General features: G+C 72.3%; 18 protein-coding genes and 1 tRNA gene. 9 read left to right on the top strand and 10 right to left on the bottom strand.

Translation table 11 applies throughout. The annotated features are described in order from the left end of the window. The first annotated feature begins 51 nt into the window (after positions 1–51). Positions 52–123: transfer RNA gene (locus ACFWJX_RS03705), tRNA-Thr, on the top strand. Between the two features lie 136 nt (positions 124–259). After that, entirely contained in the window at positions 260–1,657 is a 1,398-nt protein-coding gene (locus tag ACFWJX_RS03710) for an NAD(P)/FAD-dependent oxidoreductase (RefSeq protein ID WP_383236299.1), read from the top strand. Positions 1,658–1,673: 16 nt separating this feature from the next. Here ACFWJX_RS03710 and ACFWJX_RS03715 read toward each other — a convergent pair whose 3' ends face one another. Together ACFWJX_RS03715 and ACFWJX_RS03720 are read right to left on the bottom strand one after the other, a co-directional pair. Beyond that, on the bottom strand, positions 1,674–2,645 hold the full coding sequence (locus ACFWJX_RS03715; protein WP_383236302.1) for a zinc-binding dehydrogenase: 972 nt from the start codon (positions 2,643–2,645) through the stop codon (positions 1,674–1,676). Between the two features lie 74 nt (positions 2,646–2,719). Then, complete coding sequence (locus tag ACFWJX_RS03720) at positions 2,720–3,883, bottom strand: NAD(P)-binding protein (protein WP_383236305.1); 1,164 nt, start codon at positions 3,881–3,883, stop codon at positions 2,720–2,722. Positions 3,884–4,033: 150 nt separating this feature from the next. On the opposite strand from ACFWJX_RS03720, the gene ACFWJX_RS03725 reads away from it, so the two are divergent. Then, a complete protein-coding gene (locus ACFWJX_RS03725) occupies positions 4,034–4,744 on the top strand; it encodes a pentapeptide repeat-containing protein (protein WP_383236308.1) in 711 nt (236 codons plus the stop codon). Between the two features lie 150 nt (positions 4,745–4,894). Here ACFWJX_RS03725 and ACFWJX_RS03730 read toward each other — a convergent pair whose 3' ends face one another. Next, complete coding sequence (locus ACFWJX_RS03730; protein ID WP_383236311.1) at positions 4,895–5,395, bottom strand: hypothetical protein; 501 nt, start codon at positions 5,393–5,395, stop codon at positions 4,895–4,897. Positions 5,396–5,551: 156 nt separating this feature from the next. On the opposite strand from ACFWJX_RS03730, the gene ACFWJX_RS03735 reads away from it, so the two are divergent. Continuing rightward, entirely contained in the window at positions 5,552–6,964 is a 1,413-nt protein-coding gene (locus tag ACFWJX_RS03735; RefSeq protein ID WP_383236314.1) for a M1 family metallopeptidase, read from the top strand. A 7-nt stretch (positions 6,965–6,971) separates the two neighbouring features. On the opposite strand, the gene ACFWJX_RS03740 is transcribed toward ACFWJX_RS03735, so the two are convergent. Next, the gene (locus tag ACFWJX_RS03740; RefSeq protein ID WP_383236317.1) at positions 6,972–7,931 is read right to left on the bottom strand and encodes a GNAT family N-acetyltransferase; all 960 of its coding nucleotides are present in this window, start codon (positions 7,929–7,931) and stop codon (positions 6,972–6,974) included. Positions 7,932–8,005: 74 nt separating this feature from the next. Next, positions 8,006–8,581 carry a TerD family protein gene (locus tag ACFWJX_RS03745; protein ID WP_266458676.1) on the bottom strand — a complete coding sequence of 192 codons (576 nt, stop codon included), beginning with the start codon at positions 8,579–8,581 and terminating at the stop codon, positions 8,006–8,008. A 147-nt stretch (positions 8,582–8,728) separates the two neighbouring features. On the opposite strand from ACFWJX_RS03745, the gene arfB reads away from it, so the two are divergent. Then, positions 8,729–9,166 carry an alternative ribosome rescue aminoacyl-tRNA hydrolase ArfB gene (arfB, locus tag ACFWJX_RS03750; RefSeq protein ID WP_383236320.1) on the top strand — a complete coding sequence of 146 codons (438 nt, stop codon included), beginning with the start codon at positions 8,729–8,731 and terminating at the stop codon, positions 9,164–9,166. 39 nt (positions 9,167–9,205) lie between these two features. Here the strand turns inward: arfB and ACFWJX_RS03755 are convergent, their stop codons facing one another. Both ACFWJX_RS03755 and ACFWJX_RS03760 read right to left on the bottom strand, forming a co-directional pair. Beyond that, the gene (locus ACFWJX_RS03755; RefSeq protein ID WP_383236323.1) at positions 9,206–9,697 is read right to left on the bottom strand and encodes a GNAT family N-acetyltransferase; all 492 of its coding nucleotides are present in this window, start codon (positions 9,695–9,697) and stop codon (positions 9,206–9,208) included. Positions 9,698–9,745: 48 nt separating this feature from the next. Further along, complete coding sequence (locus ACFWJX_RS03760) at positions 9,746–10,264, bottom strand: flavin reductase family protein (RefSeq protein WP_383237329.1); 519 nt, start codon at positions 10,262–10,264, stop codon at positions 9,746–9,748. A 415-nt stretch (positions 10,265–10,679) separates the two neighbouring features. Between ACFWJX_RS03760 and cdgB the strand changes: the two genes are divergently transcribed. Together cdgB and ACFWJX_RS03770 are read left to right on the top strand one after the other, a co-directional pair. Then, complete coding sequence (gene cdgB, locus ACFWJX_RS03765) at positions 10,680–12,347, top strand: diguanylate cyclase CdgB (RefSeq protein ID WP_383236326.1); 1,668 nt, start codon at positions 10,680–10,682, stop codon at positions 12,345–12,347. A 152-nt stretch (positions 12,348–12,499) separates the two neighbouring features. Further along, a complete protein-coding gene (locus ACFWJX_RS03770; RefSeq protein ID WP_383236329.1) occupies positions 12,500–13,444 on the top strand; it encodes a carbohydrate-binding protein in 945 nt (314 codons plus the stop codon). Positions 13,445–13,450: 6 nt separating this feature from the next. On the opposite strand, the gene ACFWJX_RS03775 is transcribed toward ACFWJX_RS03770, so the two are convergent. From ACFWJX_RS03775 to ACFWJX_RS03785, 3 genes are all read right to left on the bottom strand, one after another. Then, on the bottom strand, positions 13,451–14,371 hold the full coding sequence (locus tag ACFWJX_RS03775; RefSeq protein ID WP_383236332.1) for a 1-phosphofructokinase family hexose kinase: 921 nt from the start codon (positions 14,369–14,371) through the stop codon (positions 13,451–13,453). 150 nt (positions 14,372–14,521) lie between these two features. Beyond that, entirely contained in the window at positions 14,522–15,730 is a 1,209-nt protein-coding gene (gene nagA / locus ACFWJX_RS03780; RefSeq protein WP_383236335.1) for an N-acetylglucosamine-6-phosphate deacetylase, read from the bottom strand. Beyond that, positions 15,730–16,674: an ROK family protein gene (locus ACFWJX_RS03785; protein ID WP_383236338.1), complete on the bottom strand. Its 945-nt coding sequence runs from the start codon at positions 16,672–16,674 to the stop codon at positions 15,730–15,732. The genes nagA and ACFWJX_RS03785 overlap by 1 nt, the downstream gene beginning before the upstream one ends. Before the next feature lie 203 nt (positions 16,675–16,877). Here ACFWJX_RS03785 and ACFWJX_RS03790 point away from each other — a divergent pair, with 203 nt between their 5' ends. Beyond that, on the top strand, positions 16,878–18,101 hold the full coding sequence (locus ACFWJX_RS03790) for an extracellular solute-binding protein (protein ID WP_383237332.1): 1,224 nt from the start codon (positions 16,878–16,880) through the stop codon (positions 18,099–18,101). Between the two features lie 34 nt (positions 18,102–18,135). After that, entirely contained in the window at positions 18,136–18,381 is a 246-nt protein-coding gene (locus ACFWJX_RS03795; protein WP_073492134.1) for a DUF3263 domain-containing protein, read from the top strand. Positions 18,382–18,502 lie beyond the last annotated feature (121 nt).

Below are 18,502 nucleotides of genomic sequence, written 5' to 3' on the forward strand. Positions count from 1 at the left end.
CCGGCGACCTGGGTACACTGCTCGGGCGCGTCCGCGGACGCGAGCGCGCACGCCTCCTTAGCTCAGTGGTAGAGCACCGCTCTTGTAAAGCGAAGGTCGTCGGTTCGAATCCGACAGGGGGCTCTTTCTTCGCCGCCGGCCCGGCCGCGTTGTCGATCACGTGGCGGACGGTAGCCGGTGTGCGTCGCTGGTCAGAGGGCGTGCAGGACGACGGAATCCGAAGGAGACAAGGGCCGCTCGGGCGGGCTAACGTCCGGCCATGAGCAGCGGTGTCGTGAACGGCGGGATCTCCTACTGGTACGCGGACGACGGCCTCCCCGCGGCGCGGGAGCCGCTCTCCGGGGACGCCTCGGCGGACGTCGTGATCGTCGGCGGCGGCTACACGGGCCTGTGGACGGCGTACTACCTGAAGAAGGCCGCGCCCTTCCTCCGGATCACGGTCCTGGAGCAGCGGTTCTGCGGATACGGCGCCTCCGGGCGCAACGGCGGCTGGCTCTACAACGGCATCGCGGGCCGCGACCGGTACGCGAAACTGCACGGCCGGGACGCCGCCGTACGGCTCCAGCGAGCGATGAACGAGACCGTCACCGAGGTGATCCGGGTGACCGGGGCCGAGTCGATCGATGCCGATGTGCATCGCGGCGGTGTCCTCGAAGTGGCCCGCACCCCCGCCCAGTTGGCGCGGCTGAAGGCCTTCCACGCGCAGGAACTGGCGTACGGCGAGCAGGACCGTGAGCTGTACGGCGCCCGGGAGACCGCCGAGCGGATCCGGGTGGCCGGCGCGGTCGGTTCGACGTGGACCCCGCACGGGGCGCGGGTGCACCCGGTGAAGCTGGTGAAAGGGCTGGCGGCGGCCGTCGAGGCGCTGGGCGTCGTGGTGCACGAGTCGACGCCGGTCACCGAGATCCGGGCGGGGCACGCGGTGACGCCGTACGGGACCGTGCGGGCGCCGTACGTGCTGCGGTGCACCGAGGGGTTCACCGCCTCGCTGAAGGGTCAGCGGCGGACCTGGCTGCCCATGAACTCCTCGATGGTCGCCACCGAGCCGCTGACCGACGAGCAGTGGGCGGCCGTCGGCTGGGACGGCCGGGAGACGCTGGGCGACATGGCCCACGCCTACATGTACGCGCAGCGCACCGCCGACGGGCGGATCGCGCTGGGCGGGCGCGGGGTGCCGTACCGCTTCGGGTCCCGGACGGACCACGACGGGCGCACGCAGGAGGCGACCGTCGAGGCGCTGCGCGAGATCCTCGTCGGGTTCTTCCCCGCGCTGGCCGGGGTGCGGGTCGCGCACGCCTGGTCGGGGGTGCTGGGTGTGCCGCGAGACTGGTGCGCGACGGTCACCCTGGACCGTACGACGGGGCTCGGCTGGGCGGGCGGGTACGTCGGCTCGGGCGTCGCCACCGCCAACCTCGCCGGGCGCACCCTGTGCGACCTGGTCCAGCAGGATTCCGGGCAGGCCGGGCGGACGCCCCTCACGGAGCTGCCGTGGGTCGGTCACAAGGTCCGCCGGTGGGAGCCGGAGCCGCTGCGGTGGCTGGGCGTGCAGGGCATGTACGCGACCTATCGGGCCGCGGACCGCCGGGAGACGGAGACCCACAGCGCGGGGTCGTCACGGCTGGCGCGGGTGGCGGACCGGGTGGCCGGCAGGCATTGAGCGCGACCCGACCGCGTCAGGGCTCCAGGACGACCTTGCCGGTCGTTCGGCGGGACTCCAGGGCGCGGTGGGCGGCGGCTGCCTCGCGCAGGCGGAAGCGGTGGACGGACGGGGTGAGGCGGCCGGTGGCGGCCTCGGTGAGGGCGCGGAGTTCCAGGGGGCGCAGGCCGCCCGCCTTCTCCAGCATCACCGGGCCGAGGACCGACTGCGAGACGCCGTCCACGAAGTGGCCCTTGCCGTCCCTGATGCCCTCCGCCGACCAGCCGAAGACGAGGTGGGTGCCGCCGGGGCCGAGCAGCGCCACCGCCTCGCGGGCGACCTCGCCGCCCACGCCGTCGAAGACGACGGTGGCGGGCCGGCCGCCCAGGAAGGCGCGGACCTGCTCCGGCCAGGCCGGGTCCCTGTAGTCGACGGCGAGGTCGGCGCCGTTCTCCTGGACGAGGGCCGTCTTCTCGGGCCCGCCCGCGAGTCCGACGACCGTGGCGCCCGCGTTCTTCGCGTACTGCACGAGCAGGGTGCCGATGCCGCCCGCGGCGGCCGGGACGACGGCCACCGTGTCGGGGCCCGGCTCGGCGAACTGGAGGATCCCCAGCGCCGTACGGCCCGTGCCGATCATCGCGACCGCCTGGGCGGCGTCCAGGTTCGCCGGGATCTCGTGCACGCGGTCGACGTCGGTGACGGCGAGTTCGGCGTAGCCTCCGGGCGCGAAGCCGAGGTGGGCGACGACGCGCCTGTCGAGCCATCCGCCGTCCACGCCCTCGCCGAGGGACTCGACGAATCCGGCGACCTCACGGCCGGGGACCGTCGGCAGCACCGTCGGCTGCTGCTGCGGGCCCTGATGGCCCTCGCGCAGGGCGGTGTCCAGCAGATGCACACCGGCCGCCTCCACGGCGATACGGACCTGGCCCGGCGCCGGGAGGGGGTCCTCGACCTCCTCCCAGGTGAGGTTCTCGGCCGGGCCGAAGGCGTGCAGGCGTATGGCGTGCATGGGGTCCCCCAGAGTCGCTCGCGTGAGTCGCGTCGTGTGGTCGTCGCGTGGTGCCGTGCGGCCACTCTGTGACCTCAAGCATGCTTGAGGTCAAGGGTGTTCCGGCCCAGGGCGAGGGAGACGGCCGTCAGAGCGCTGGTGAAGGACACCTCCGACAGCACGCCCGGCGCGGCCACCTGGTCGCCCACCAGATAGACGCCGTCGCCACGCTCGACGGCCGGGCGGTCCCGCCAGCTGGTACCGGGGAGGTCGACCGCGCCCGTACGGCCCGCCGCGACGGCCTTCCGCCGCCAGGTGACCCGCTCGCGCCAGCGGGGAAACCCCAGGTCGAGGAGGTGCTCGGCACGGGTGACGCCCGCCGCCCCCGACTCGCCGGGGCCGATCGGGATCTGTCCCTGGATCAGCTGCTCACCGGCCGGGGCGAGCGTGCGGTCCTGCGCGGAGAACCGCTCGATCCAGCCGGGCGCGTCCAGGTCGGAGACGACGAAGGCGTCTCCGCGGCGGGTGCGTACGGCGAGATCGATCAGGACGGTACGGCCGCTCGGCCAGGTCAGGGAGTCGTCCCGGAGCAGGTGCCGGGCGGCGTCGAGGGAGGTCGCGACGATGACCGGGGTGTCGGTGGGGAGGGTGTCGACACGGGAGAGGGTCTCCATCCGCACCCCGAGGTTCCAGGCGCGGGCGGCCATCCGGTCGATGAGCGCGCCCCAGCCGCCGCGCGGGTAGTGCGCCTCGGGCGGCAGCTTGGTGGCGCGGCGCAGGCGTTCCTGCACGAACGCGGCGGACAGCGCGCCGGGGTCGTGGTGGAAGAGGGCGACGGCGGAGTAGTGGGCGGCGGCACGGGCGCCCTCCTCGCCGGCCAGCTCGGTCGCCCAGGTCAGGAAGTCGACGTCGACGGGCGCGGGGTGGCGGACGCCGGCGCGCAGCAGCTTGAGCATGGCGAGCGGCGGGGTGCGGCGCAGGGCGCCCCGGTGGTGCAGGCGCAGCCGGGTGGCCTCCAGGGGCGGGAGCGGGGCGAGCGCTCCGATGAGGTCGCGCTGCCGGAGCCAGGTCCAGTGCGGGCCGCCGTTGTAGAGGGCGTGCGGGCCCTCGTTCGTCCGGTAGGGGCCGTCGGCGGTGCGGGCCCGTCCCCCGAGGGTGTGGTGGGCCTCGTGCAGGGTGACCTTCGCGCCCGCCTCGGCGGCGGCGATGGCGGCGGTGAGGCCGGCGAAGCCACCGCCGATCACGGTGATGTGGCGCATGGGCTCTCCTTCGGGTCGGGTGGGTCGGGTCGGGTGTATGGCGGCGGGGCGCCTTTGCCGGATAGGACCGCCGGTGGGCAGGGATATGTGACATGGAGGGCGTTCGCGCTGGTCAGCGGCGTTGTCAGTGGTGGGGTGCAGCATGGGTGCATGGCGAGGACGGGTGCGGGTGGCGGGAGCAGGGCGAGGGCGGCCGCGGGCGGTGGCAGCCGGGTGAAGGGCGCGCGGCGCCCGGAGGTGCGGCTGCCACCGCTCGAGCCGTACGACGGCGGGGGGCTGGAGCCCGACGGGGACTACGACGGGCTGGAGTTCCGGGAGAGAGACCTCTCCGGGCAGGACGGCGGGGGTGCCCGCTTCATGGACTGCGCCCTGTCGGCCTGTGTGCTGGACGGGACGCGTCTGCACCACGCCCGCCTGCTCGACTCGGTGCTCACCGGCATCCGCGGGGTCGGCACGAACCTGGCCGAGTCGACCCTGCGCGATGTCGAGCTGGTCGATGCCCGCCTGGGCGGGACGCAGTTGCACGGCGCTGTCCTGGAGCGGGTCCTGATCCGCGGCGGCAAGATCGACTACCTGAATCTGCGTCAGGCCCGGCTGCGGGACGTCGTCTTCCAGGGCTGTGTGCTGGTCGAGCCGGACTTCGGGGGCGCCCGCCTGGAGCGCGTGGAGTTCGTGGACTGCGCCCTGAAGTCGGCCGACTTCACCGCGGCGACCCTGACGGACGCGGACCTGCGCGGCGCGACGGAACTGGGCATCGCGGGCGGCCTGGACCGCCTGTCCGGCGCGGTGATCAGCACGTCTCAACTACTGGATCTTGCGCCGGTCCTGGCCGCTGAGCTGGGGATCAGGGTGGAGGACTGAGGCGGATGGGGACGGGTTGAGCTACCTGGCCCGGGGTGACCTGCCGTACAGGACGTCGGCGGGCGATCCGGTGGTGCTGGGCGGGGCGGTGCGGCCGGCATGGGTGGGCTGAGGCGGAGGCCGACCGGCCCGGCCGGGGGTGGGTGCCGCTCAGGCCAGACGGGGGAAGCGGGCCTGGAGGGTCCAGATCGCCGGGTTCTCGCCCAGGTCGTCGTGCAGGTCGACCAGGTCGGCGATCAGGTCGTGCAGGAAGTCGCGGGCCTCGCGGCGCAGCTCGGCGTGGGAGAAGTTCAGCGGGGGTTCCTCGGCCGGCATCCAGTCGGCCTCGATGTCGACCCAGCCGAAGCGGCGCTCGAAGAGCATGCGGTCGCTGGACTCGGTGAAGTCCAGTTCCGCGTGTTGGGGGCGGGAGGCGCGGGAGCCCTTCGGGTCCTGGTCGAGCTGCTCCACGATGTCGCAGAGGGCCCAGGCGAAGTCGAGCACCGGAACCCATCCCCAGGCTGTGGACACCTCCCGGTCCGCCTTGGTGTCGGCCAAGTAGACGTCCCCGCAGAACAGGTCGTGCCGCAGCGCGTGGACGTCCGCGCGGCGGTAGTCGGTCTGCGGGGGGTCGGGAAAGCGGTTGGAGAGGGCGTAGCCGATGTCGAGCACGTACGTGATGGTGTCACGGCTCCGCAGGGCCGGGCGCCCTCGGAGATCCCGCAGCTGTCCCGGCCTGCGCGGCTCGTGGAGCCCTGACGCGTTCCGGGCCGTGCGGGGCCCGCATCTCTGACATGTCCTGATCCGCTCGCGCCTAAGATCGCTCACATGTCCCGATCCGCGCGCCTTGTCAGGGCCGTCGCCGTGACCGCCGTCTGGGGCCTCGTCCTGCCGCTCGCCCTCGCCGGGTGCGACGGGGGCGGGCAGGGCGACGCCGGCGCGCCGGGCGTCGGCGACCCGTACTTCCCGAAGGCGGGCAACGGCGGCTACGACGTCCGCCACTACGACCTCGCCCTCGCCTACGACCCCACCGGCCGCCGTCTGTCCGGCACCGCCCGCCTCACCGCCCGCGCCACGGAGGCCCTCTCCGCCTTCGACCTCGACCTGAAGGGCATGACGGTCGAGACGGTCACCGTCGAGGGCAGGGCGGCCTCCTTCGACCGCGACGGACAGGAGCTGACCGTCCGCCCCGAGGACCGCCTCGGCAAGGGCGAGACCTTCGAGGTCGCCGTGCGCTACTCCGGCAGTCCGGAGACGATCACCGACCCGGACGGCTCGAAGGAGGGCTGGCTCAGGACCGCCGACGGGGCGCTCGCGCTCGGCGAACCGACCGGCTCCATGGCCTGGTTCCCCGGCAGCCACCACCCCTCGGACAAGGCGTCCTACGACATCGCGGTCACCGTGCCGCGGGGCCTGACGGCCGTGTCCAACGGGGAGTTGAGGAGCGGGCGGACCACCGGCGGCCGTACGACGTTCGCCTGGCACACCGCCGAACCCATGGCGAGCCATGTCGCCACGCTGGCGATCGGCCGCTACACCGTCACCCGCTCCACCACCGAGGACGGGGTGCCGGTGTACGTCGCCGTCGACCCCACCCAGGCCGCCGCGAGCCGCACCGCGCTGGCCCGGCTGCCGGAGGTCATGGAGTGGGCGGCCGACAACTTCGGCCCGTACCCCTTCTCCTCCGCCGGCGCGATCGTCGACCGCCCGCGCGACTCCGAGTACGCCCTGGAGACCCAGAACCGCCCCGTCTTCCCCGGCGCTCCCGGGACCGAACTCCTCGTCCATGAACTCGCCCACCAGTGGTTCGGCAACTCCGTCACCCCCCGGACCTGGCGGGACATGTGGCTCAACGAGGGCTTCGCCACCTACGCCGAGTGGCTGTGGACGGAGGACGAGGGCGGTCCCACCGCCGAGGAGACCTTCGCCGAGCTGTACGACCACGGCGACGACACCTACGAGGACCTCTGGGCCTTCCCGCCCGCGAGACCCACGAGCGCCGCGGACGTCTCCGCCGACCCGGTCTACCAGCGCGGCGCGATGGTCGTCCACAAGCTCCGGCAGACCGTCGGCGACGACGCCTTCTACGGCCTCGTCCAGGGCTGGACCGCAGCCCACCGCCACGGCAACGCCGACACGGCCGACTTCACGGCGTATGTGGAGAAGCAGGCCCCGGACAAGGACTTCGAGCCGATCTGGCGCGACTGGCTGTACGGGAAGGGCAAGCCGGAGCGCCCCTGACCCGCCGTCACCGAGGCCGACGCGAGGCCTCCCAGGCGTCGAGCAGCCGTGCGAGGCCCGCCGGCCACACCGGCTCCGCCTCCTCGGCCAGCTCCTCGCGCGTCCACCAGCGCCAGGTGAGGATGGAGTCGGTGGCGTGGGCGGCGGCCAGGTCGGGGCCGGCCGGTTCCCGGTGCGGGCCGGGGGTGACGTAGATGTGCTCGTACTGGTGGACGGGGATGCCCGAGTGCGTGAAGTCGTGCTCCCAGGTGTGCAGCAGTTCGCCCGGCTCCAGGTCCGTCCAGCCCGTCTCCTCGGCCAGCTCCCGCAGGGCCCCTTCGCGCGGGGACTCGCCCTCGTCCAGTCCGCCGCCGGGCAGCGCCCAGTGCACGCCCACCTCGACGTTGTCGTACCGGAAGAGGAGGACCGCGCCCGCCTGGTCCACCACGGCGACACGGGCGGCGCGGCGCGGGGTGCGCAGGCTTTTCCGCAGTACGGCGCAGGGGCGGCCGAGCTGGAGGTCGGCCCGGTGTCCGATCACCTCGTAGCCGAGGGCCGTCCAGAAGGCGAGGCCCTTCGGGTTGGCGTCCAGGACGGCGAGCCGTACGCCGCCGCGTCCCGCCGCACGGAACCGCGCCTCGACGGCCTCGGCGATCCGCCGCCCGTACCCCTGCCCCCGCACGGCCGCGTCGACCATCAGCAGCCCGATCCACGGGTCCGGATCGGCCGGGTCGGGATGCCGCGCCAGCGTCACGGCCACCCCGACGAGCCGCCCGCCCCCGCGCGCCAGCAGCACCTCCGCCCCCGGATCGGCCAACTCGTCGGCCAACGCCTTGGCCACCTGCTCGGGCCGGATGTCGTCGGGGTCCGGAAAGTCCCCGCTGAGCGCCTGGAACTCCCGGTCGGAGGCGTAGAGCGCGGTGAGTTCGGCGAGCAGGGGAGCGGGGATGTCGTGGTCGGGGGTGAGGGGGAGCGGGTCGAGGATCACCACGGCAACCTATCGCCGGAAACGGCGGAGCCCCCGGCCTTTCGACCGAGGGCTCCGACAGGGCGTGGCGTCCGTCAGACGTTGACGCCGAAGTCCTGGGCGATGCCCACCAGGCCCGAGGCGTAGCCCTGGCCCACGGCGCGGAACTTCCACTCGGCGCCGTTGCGGTACAGCTCGCCGAAGACCATGGCGGTCTCCGTCGCCGCGTCCTCGGAGAGGTCGTAGCGGGCGATCTCGGCGCCGCCGGCCTCGTTCAGGATGCGGATGTAGGCGTTGCGGACCTGACCGAAGTTCTGCGAGCGGTTCTCGGCGTCGTAGATCGAGACCGGGAAGACGATCTTGTCGATGTCGGCCGGGAGACCCGCGAGGTTGACCTTGATCGCCTCGTCGTCGCCCGCGCCCTCGCCGGTGCGGTTGTCACCGGTGTGGACGATGGTCTGGTCCGGCGTCTGCTTGTTGTTGAAGAAGATGAAGTGGGCTTCGGAGTAGACCTTGCCCTCCGGGTTGACCGCGATCGCCGAGGCGTCGAGGTCGAAGTCCGTGCCGGTGGTGGTGCGGACGTCCCAGCCGAGGCCCACGGTGACGGCCGTCAGGCCCGGAGCCTCCTTGGTGAGCGAGACGTTGCCACCCTTGGACAGGCTTACAGCCATTGTTGGGAGTCCTTCCCTAGTTCTGTGACGGGCACGAAGCTACAGCTACCCCTATGAACGCCGCGAGGGGCGGTCAAGGTTCCCCGTGTCTTTACTTTCTTTGCCAAACCCTAATTCGCGTGACGTGGACGGGTCAGGCAGGGGAACATGTACGGCATGTCCGGTCCCCATGTCATCAGAGGCTCCGTCTCCCTTCCCGAGGCCGAGCTGGTGTGGCGTTTCTCGCGGTCCTCGGGGCCCGGCGGGCAGCACGTCAACACCAGCGACTCGCAGGTGGAGCTGCGTTTCGACCTGGCGCGCACCGAGTCCCTGCCCGAGGTGTGGAAGGAGCGCGCGCTGGAACGGCTCGCCGGGCGCCTGGTCGACGGCGTCGTCTCCGTCCGCGCCTCCGAGCACCGTTCCCAGTGGCGCAACCGCGAGGCCGCCGCCGTACGCCTGGCCGCCCTGCTCGCCGAGGCCACGGCGCCGCCGCCCAAGCCGCGCCGGCCCACCCGCATCCCGCGCGGGATCAACGAACGCCGGCTGCGGCAGAAGAAGCAGCGGTCGGACACGAAGCGGGGGAGGACGGGGCGGGACTGGGGGTGAGGGGCACGCGGCTCGGAAGCTGGCTCCGGCCGGCCGCCTTCACGCTCGTACACGCTCCAGTGGCAGCACGCCCACCGTCTCGCCCTCGCTCCGCTCCCCCGTGTCGCGGAATCCCAGGCCGGCGTAGAAGCCCTCGGGGCCGTGGTCGCCGGGGTGCCAGGTGACGTACAGCTCCTTGCCGCCGCGGCGGCGGATCTGCTCGGCGACGGATTCGACGGCGAAACGGCCGTAGCCGCGGCCCTGCTCGCCCGCGGCGATGTTCAGCCGCCACAGGCCGGAGCGGATGAGGCTGCCGTCCTCGCGCCAGTCGATGTCGAAGAAGGCCATCAGGAAGCCGACGGGGCGCTCGCCGTCGACGATCAGGCGCGGCCAGGCGACCCCGGGATGCACATACGCCTCGGCGAGCGACTTCACCACAGGGGAGACCGCGAATTCCTGCTCGGGCAGGACCCGAATGCCGAGGGCGGCTTCCAGATTTGCGGGGGTTATTTCTTGGAGGTGGAGGGCGGAAGCCGCCGCCTGGGTGGTCATGGGGGGAGTGTAGGAAGGGAGTTCAGCGCGCGGCCACTGAATTGCCGTTCAGCTCAAGTGGCGGTAACGGCCCTTGAAATAGAGCAGCGGTCCGCCCTCCGCGCTCGGCACGCGGGCGTTCAGCACCCGGCCGATCACCAGGGTGTGGTCCCCCGCCTCCACCCGCTGCTCGGTACGGCACTCGAGGGTGGCCAGCGCGCCGCCGACCAGGGGTGCGCCGGTGATCTCGCCGCGGGTGTACGGGATGTCCTCGAAGAGGAGCCGGTCGCTGAGCCGGCCCTTCATCGCGAAGCGTCCGGCGATGTGCCGCTGGCTGTCCGACAGCACCGACACCCCCCACAGGGGCTGCTCGTCGATCAGGTCGTCCATCCGGGAGCCCGTGCGCAGGCTGACCAGCACCAGGGGTGGTTCCAGGGAGACGGACAGGAACGCCGTGGCCGTCATGCCGGCGTTCTCGCCCTCCGGCGACCCCGGGTCGTCCGGGTCCAGTGGGGCCTCCTGCGCGGTCACCAGGACCACGCCGCCGGCCAGCCGGGACATGGCCGCACGGAACTCGTCGTTGCTCACCCCCACAGCATGCCCGGAGGGGGCGGCCTGGGCGGGCACGGTGGGTGAGGTCTTCAGCAGGTCGGGAGGCACGCTCCGCACGCTAGTCTCCGGGCCGACCGCCCCGCATCGGACCTTCGCCCGAGAGCGGTCGTAGGTCCGCGGACCGATTCCCGTACGCTCTCCGGCAGGAGAGTCATACGCTCAGTAAACGAACGGGAAAGATGCAGAAACCCCGCGCAATTGCTCATGTTCTTATGTGACTTGAGTCACAAGCGCGGGGAATTGTTGACCCTGTGTACCGAGTGGGCAGCGCGCTGTGATTCAGTGGCGGAGGCGTCACAGGTACAGACACAACGACATGCGCAACGACAGAAACGACGTTACGCCGAAGACAACCCTTGATTCGCTGCGAAGTCTCGGGGGGAGGGCGAGCATGGAGGCCGAGTCGGAGCCTTACGTCCGTCTTGCGTCCCTGCGACAGCTGCACCAGGTCATGGCCGACATGAACACGGCCCGCAGCCTGGCCGACACGCTGCAGACGGTCGCCAACGGCGTCGTGACCGCCCTCGGATACGAACTGGCGTGCGTCAACCTGGTCCGCCCCGACGGTGACCTCGTCGTCGCCGCCTTCTCCGGGAACCCCGCCGCCGAGGCCCTCATCACCGGCCGGGTCGGTTCCCGCGAGTCCTGGGAGCGGCGGCTGAGCATGGGCGAGACCTGGGGCGACCTGATCTTCATACCCCACACCGAGGGCTGGATCCTCGACGACGACGACGTCCCGCAGTGGTACACGGACGGACCCGCGCCCCGCTTCGAGGACGAGTGGCACCCCTCCGACCGGCTGTTCGCCCCCATGTACACGCCCGCCGCCCCCGGCGGCAACGGCGCCTGCGGCGAACTCATCGGCGTCCTTTCCGTGGACCGCCCGCGCAACGGCCGGCGGCCCGGCGCCTGGGGCCGCGAGGCCCTCCAGATGTACGCCTTCCAGGCCGCCATCGCGATCAGCAACGCGCGTCTACGTGCCAACATGCAGCGCGCCCTGGTCCGCCTCGAACGCGAACAGCAGGCCCTGCGCGCCAGCGAGGAAAGCTTCCGCCAGGCCTTCGAGTACGCCCCCTCCGGCATGGCCATCGCCGAGATGGGCGGCGACCAGCACGGCCGGATCCTGCGCACCAACGACGCCCTGTGCCGCCTGCTGGGCCGCCCCGCCTCCGCGATGCGCCGCTACTCCTTCTCCGACCTCGTCCACCCCGAGGACATAGGCACCCTGCTGCGGACCTCCGCCGAGGGCGGACGGGCCGAACTCCGCCTCGGCCGCCGCGACGGGACGTACCTCTGGGTGTCGCTGCGCAACTCCGTCGTCGCCGACGCCGCCGACGGACCCCGCTTCCTCCTCACCCACGTCGAGGACATAGAGGACCGCAAGCGCCGCGAACTCCAGCTCGCCCACCGCGCCTCCCACGACTCCCTCACCGGCCTGCCGAACTCCGCCGAGCTGCGCTCGCGCCTCTCGTCCCGGCTGTGCAAGCGCCCGCAGTCCACCCACCCCGCCGCCGTCGACGCGATGGACGCCCAGGGCCACCCCGCCTTCGACACCAACGGGCACGGCTTCGACTTCCGGACCGACGGCGCGGAGAGCTTCGAGGCCTACGACCACCACGTGCACACCGTCGCCCCCGGGGAGGGGGCCCGCGACGACGGCACCAAGGGGCTCGCCGTCCTCTTCTGCGACCTCGACGGCTTCAAGTCGATCAACGACCGGTTCGGGCACAACGCCGGTGACGCGGTTCTCATCGAGGTCGCCCGCAGGCTCTCCCGCGGCGTCCGCGACGGCGACACCGTCGCCCGGCTCGGCGGCGACGAGTTCGTGATCCTCGCCGACGGCCTCGGCAGCGCCGACGCCCAGGACCTCGCCGTACGCCTGCGCAACGAGATCATCCAGCCGATCCGCGCCGAGGGCCGGGCCGTCCGGGTGGGCGCCAGCTTCGGCATCGGATGGGCACACTGCGGGATGACCGCGGACGAGGTGTTGAAGTCCGCCGACGAGCGGATGTACGTAGAGAAACGATCTCGTCCCAAACAGCACCGACGCGCTGGGTGATCACCAGGTCAGCGCCCCGCCCCCCGGAACGATGCGATCCGAGTCACCCGTTCGGCGGGTCGGGAGCGGGTAGGCTCGCACTTCTCCGCACGTAGGGACGCGTAGGGATACGCGGACCACATCCGCCCCGCACTGTTGAGGAGTACGAAGGGATGACGCCCGGCAACAACGGCGCGAGTACGCCCGAGGACGACGACCCGTTCGGCTACCTCTACGCCGACGGCCAGGCCAACGGAGCACAGCCTCCGTCCGGCGGTGGCTACGGATACCCGTCGGTCAACCGGGTGCGCCCGGTCGGCGAGCGCCAGTACGGCCAGCAGCAGACCGCGCAGTACGGGCAGCAGGCGGTGCCGCCTCAGCAGGGTGCGTACGGTCAGCCGAACGGCCACCACGCCGGGCCCGAGAGCTTTTCCGGCGGCGGTGGCGTGCCCACCGGCAACCGGCAGCAGGGGATCGGCGGCGGCCGGGGCCGCGGCCCCAACACCAAGGGGCTGCTGATCGGCGCGGTCGCCGTGGTCGCCGCCGTCGTCATCGGCATTGCCGTGGCGATGGCGGGCGGTGACTCCGGCGACGACAACAAGGCCGGCGACGAGGTCTCCACCTCGCCCACCGTCTCCCAGAGCGCCTCACCCAGCGCCTCCAGCAGCGGCGACACCGAGGACGAGGTCGAGCTGCCGACGGTCGACGCCAAGGCCCTGCGCCTCGGCGGCGCCGCCGCCCTGGCCTCCGACGTCCAGGGCGCCGAGGCCGACGGCGGCATCTACGTCGCCATGAACCAGGCCGGCAACTCCGTCACCTGGAGCGTCGACGGCATCCCCGAGGACGGCGCGTACACGCTGTTCGCGCACTACAGCACCGCCGGCGAGGACCAGTCGATGACCCTCACGGTCAACGGCAAGAAGTTCGGCCAGCCGCTCAGCATGAAGAACTACGCGAAGGCCGCCGACGGCGACTTCGCGAAGGGCTGGACCACCACCTTCGCCTGGCCCAGCCTCACCAAGGGCACCAACACCATCAGCCTCTCCTGTGAGACCGGCGACAAGTGCAATGTGCTCCTGGACCAGTTCTGGCTGAAGAAGGGCCAGGTCGAGGAGTAACCCCGCTCAGGCAGCGGTGACCTCCCCGGTCACCGCCACCCTGCCCACCAGCTCCTCGTAGGCGGTCCGGTCGAACTCGCCCGCCGTCGGGGACAGGACCGTCGCCGCGGACAGGGCGACCGCTCGGGCCAGGGTGCGGGGCCAGGGGAGACCTTCGACCAGGCCCGAGAGGAGGCCGGCGGACACCGCGTCCCCGGCGCCCGTCGGGTTGCCGCGCAGCCGGGCCGGCGGGGTGGCCCGCCAGCGGCCCTCCGGCGTCGCCGCGACCAGGCCCTGCGGGCCCAGGGACGCCACCACCGAGCGGGCACCGCGCCGACGGGCGTCCTGCGTCGCGCGCAACGGCTCGTGCGAGCCGGTCAGCTCGGCCAGCTCCTCGGCGTTCGGCTTGATCAGATCGGGGCGCGCGGCGACCGCGCGGCGCAGCGCCTCACCACTGGTGTCCAGCAGCACCGGTACGCCCGCGGCCCGCGCGGTGCGCACCAGACCCGCGTACGCGCCCACCGGCACCCCCGGCGGCAGGCTGCCGCACAGGGCCACCGCGTCGGCACCGGCCACCAGACGCTCGTACGCCTCCTGGAACGCGGACCACTCGGCGGGCGTGATGACCGGCCCCGGTTCGTTGAACTGCGTGGCGTCGCCGGTGCGTTCGTCGACGACGGCGAGCGTACGGCGGGTCGGGGCCGCGCACGGGACCAGCGCGTCGGTCACGCCGGTGAGCCGCTCCCGTACGACACGGCCGGTGGGGCCGCCCACGAAACCCGTGACCGTCACCTCGTGCCCGAGGGCGGCCAGGACCCGTGCCACGTTCAGTCCCTTGCCGCCGGGGCGTTCGGCCACCTCGGTCACCCGGTGCGTGGCGTGCGGGAGCAGGGCCGGGACGCGGTAGGTGACGTCGAGAGCGGTGTTCACCGTGACCGTGAGAATCACCTGACCCCGACCTCCCCCGATCACCGGCGTTCGCCTGTTGTTCGCCTGAATCCGTCCTTCCGGACGTCCTGATCATGCCAAAGAGACGGCGGTCGGCCCAGTCCCAGGGTCGGCCACCGTCTCTCCACGGGCCCGCTACCGGCGCATATTTCAGGCCAGTTGGGGATCCACCACCCAAACCCCCTGCCGCATCACGCCCTTGAGGTCGAAGTTCTCGTCCAGCAGCACCAGATCGGCGTCCTTGCCCGGCTCCAGGGAGCCCACCCGGTCGTCCATGCCCAGCAGCCGGGCCGGGTTCGCGGACAGAGCCGCGACCACGTCCTCCACCGGCAGCCGGTCCACCGTCACCGCCCGCTTGAACGCCCGGTCCAGCGTCAGCGTGGAACCGGCGATCGAACCGCCCTCCGCCAGCCGGGCCACGCCCTCACTGACCTCGACCTCCAGCGGGCCGAGCATGTATCGGCCGTCACCGACGCCCGCCGCGTCCATCGCGTCCGTGATGAACGCGACCCGGCCCGCCCCCGCCCGGTGGAACGCCAGTTCCAGCGCGGCCGGATGCAGATGGACGCCGTCGTTGATCAGCTCGACCGTCACCCGCTCGTCCTCCAGCAGCGCGGCGATCGGGCCCGGCGCGCGGTGCCCGAGCGGCGGCATGGCGTTGAAGAGGTGGGTGGCGACCGTCGCCCCCGCCTCGATCGCCTCCACCGTCTGCTCGTACGTGGCATCCGTGTGGCCGACGGCCGCGATCACCCCGTGCTCGGCCAGCAGCCGTACGGAATCGATGCCGCCCGGCAGCTCGGTGGCCAGCGTCACCATCCTCGCCCTGCCGCGCGCCGCGTCGATCAGCTTGCGCACCTCCGCCGGATCCGGGTCGCGCAGCAGCCCCTCCGAGTGCGCGCCCTTGCGGCACGGGGAGATGAACGGGCCCTCGAAGTGGATACCGGCCAGGTCGCCCTGCTCGGCCAGCTCACTCAGCAGGCCCGCCTGGCGGACCAGGACGTCCATGTCGTCGGTGACGGTGGACGCGACGAGGGTGGTGGTGCCGTGGCGGCGGTGGGTGTCGATGGCCTTCTGTACGTCTTCGGCGGTGCCGGAGAAGGAGGCTCCGCCGCCGCCGTGGTTGTGCAGGTCGACGAAGCCGGGGACCAGCCAGTGGTCTTTCACGTCGATCACCTGGGCGGTGCCCTGCGGGGCTTGGGGGGCGATACGGGTGCCGTCGATGGTCACCCGGCCGTCGGTGATCGTGCCGGTCGGCATGACGACCCGGGCGCCGACCAGCGTCTGCCCGCGGGTGCCGGTCGCGGGCTGCGGGTACGTCGTGGCTGGTCGCGCAGTGCCTCGCGCCCCTGGGGTGGCCATCAGGTCGATACCTCCGTGCGGTCGGTCGAATCGAGGAGATCCCAGGCCAGTAGTCCTGCGCCCCGGCATCCGGCTGTGTCGCCCAGCGCCGCTGGGGCTATTTCCGGGAGTTTCTGGAAGGTGATCCGCCGGCGGACGGCGTTCCGCAGCGGTGTGAACAAGGTTTCCCCCGCCTCGGCCAGGCCGCCACCGATGATGAGGGTGCGCGGGTCCAGCAGGGTGAGGGCGGTGACCAGGCCGTCGGCGAGCGCGTCGACAGCCTGCTGCCAGATCCGGACAGCGTTCGGGTCGCCGGACGTGACGGCTTTCGCGCAGTCCGCGGCGTCCGCCTCCGGGTCCCCGCAGGCCGCCGCCCATGCCTCGCCGACCGCCGCCGCCGACGCGAACCGCTCCAGGCAGCCGCGCTGCCCGCAGGGGCAGGGCGTCCCGCCGGGGCGTACGACGATGTGGCCGATCTCGCCCGCGAAGCCGTGGGCGCCCGCCTCCACCCGGCCGTCCACGCCGATGGCGCCCGCGATGCCCGTGCCGAGGGCCACGAAGAGGAAGCGGTCGGCGCCCTGACCTGCGCCGATTCGCCCTTCCGCGAGTCCTCCCGTGCGGACGTCGTGCCCGAGGGCCACCGGGATGCCGCCCAGCCGGGCGGTGAGCAGCCGCCGCAGGTCGACGTCGCGCCAGCCGAGGTTGGCGGCGTAGACGGCGATGCCGTTCGCCTCGTCGACGATGCCCGGGACCGCGACTCCCGCGGCGGCCGCGCTCTCGCCGAGGTGCTCGACGCCGTACGCGCGCAGCTCGGCGGCGAAGTCCAGGATGCCGGCGACGACCTCGTCGGGGCCGCGTTCGCGGCCGGTGGCCCGGCGGGCCCGGTGCAGCAGCGCGCCGTCCGCCCCGACGAGGGCGGCCTTCATCCCGGTGCCGCCCACATCGAGGGCGATGACATGTCTCACGGAGACAGTGTGGCCCGAGGACCCACGAGAGGTCTAGTCCACTTGCGTGGTGTAGACCTTACTCCGGATAGCGGTTTCAATGGTCGGAGCATTTATGTGTGCATGGTGTGTGCACGCGGGCACGGCCGTCAGGGGAGCGGGAGAGCACAGTGCAGCGGCGGGCAGCGAAGTCGGGACCGATCGCGGTGGCATCCACCCTGAGCATGACGGCGGTCCTCGCCGGCTGTGGGCTCACCGGTGACTCCGGCGACGTCACCCTGAGACTCGTCGCCGCCGACTACGGCGACAGCAGCGCCAACAGCTCCGAGAAGTACTGGGCCGAACTCGTCGAGGCCTACGAGAAGGACCACCCCGGCGTCACCGTCGAGGTCACCGTCCACTCCTGGAACGACGTCGACCGCGAGGTCAAGAAGCTCGTCGACGCCGACAAGGCCCCCGACATGGCACAGATCGGCGCCTACTCCGACTACGCCGCCGAGGACCTCCTCTACAAGGCGGGCGACGTCCTCTCCATCCCCGTCCAGGCCGACTTCGTGCCCCAGCTCGCCGACGCGGGCGAGGTGCGCGGCGTGCAGTACGGCATGCCGTTCGCCTCCTCCACGCGGCTGCTGTTCTACAACAAGACCCTCTTCGCCAAGGCCGGCCTCACCGCGCCGACCACCTGGTCCGAGCTGGCCGAGGACGCGGCCGCGCTCAAGGCGGACGGCGTGAAATACCCGTACGCCCTGCCCCTCGGCCCGGAAGAGGCGCAGGCCGAGACCATGCAGTGGCTGCTCAGCGGCGGGGGCGGCTACACCGAGACCGCCACCGGCTACAGCCTCGACTCGACCGAGAACGTCCACACCTTCACCTGGCTGAAGAACGAGCTGGTCGGCAAGGACCTCACCGGGCCGGTCGCGCCCGGCAAGCTCAACCGGGCCGACGCGTTCGCCGCGTTCGCCGCCGGGCAGGTCGGCATGCTCAACGGGCATCCCTCGCTGATGAAGGCGGCCGCCCAGAAGGGCGTGAAGTTCGGCATGGTCCCGATGCCCGGCGTGGACGGGCCGACCAAGGTCTCCATGGGCGTCGCCGACTGGATGACCGCGTTCAAGCAGAACGGGCACGCCGAGCAGATCAAGGACTTCCTCAACTTCGTCTACAGCGAGAAGAACGTCCTCGCCTTCTCCCGCGAGTACGACCTGCTGCCCGTCACCAACTCCGCCTCCCAGACCATGACCGCCGCCTCCCAGGACGCCGACCTCAAGCCCTTCCTCGACCAGCTGCCGGTGTCCGAGCTGTACCCGGTGGGGCGCACCTCGTGGGCGGCGGTCAGCGCGGACGTGAAGAAGCGGATCGGTCAGGCCGTGCAGCCCGGCGGCAGCCCGGCGGGGGTCCTTGGCCAGCTCCAGACGACGGCCACGACCGCGGACAGCGGCTCCGCCGGCTGAGCCGGGTCGCGTGCCGTTGCGTTACCGTGCGGGCATGGAGCGGGCAGCGGATGAAGACGGGCTCGGGGCGAGGGAGCGCGACATCCTCGCCCTCGAGCGGCGTGGGTTCTCGGGGCCCGGTGCGAAGGAGCGGGCGATCCGGGAGGAGCTGGATCTGTCGCCCGTGCGGTACTACCAGCTGCTGAACGCGCTGCTGGATGACGCGAGGGCGTTGGCGCACGATCCGGTGACGGTCAATCGGCTGCGGCGCGTGCGGGAGGCCCGCCGGGCCGAGCGGTGAGTCTGCGCGGGTTGTTCTGCGGGTTGTTGCGCGGGTTGGCAGGGGGTGCCGTCCCTGGGGCTGCGCCCCCAGACCCCCGCTGTCGGCCCTGAAGGGGCCTCGTCCTCAATCGCCGGACGGG

It is taken from the genome of Streptomyces sp. NPDC058335, assembly GCF_042723915.1.
In the GTDB taxonomy this organism is placed as follows: Bacteria; Actinomycetota; Actinomycetes; order Streptomycetales; family Streptomycetaceae; genus Streptomyces.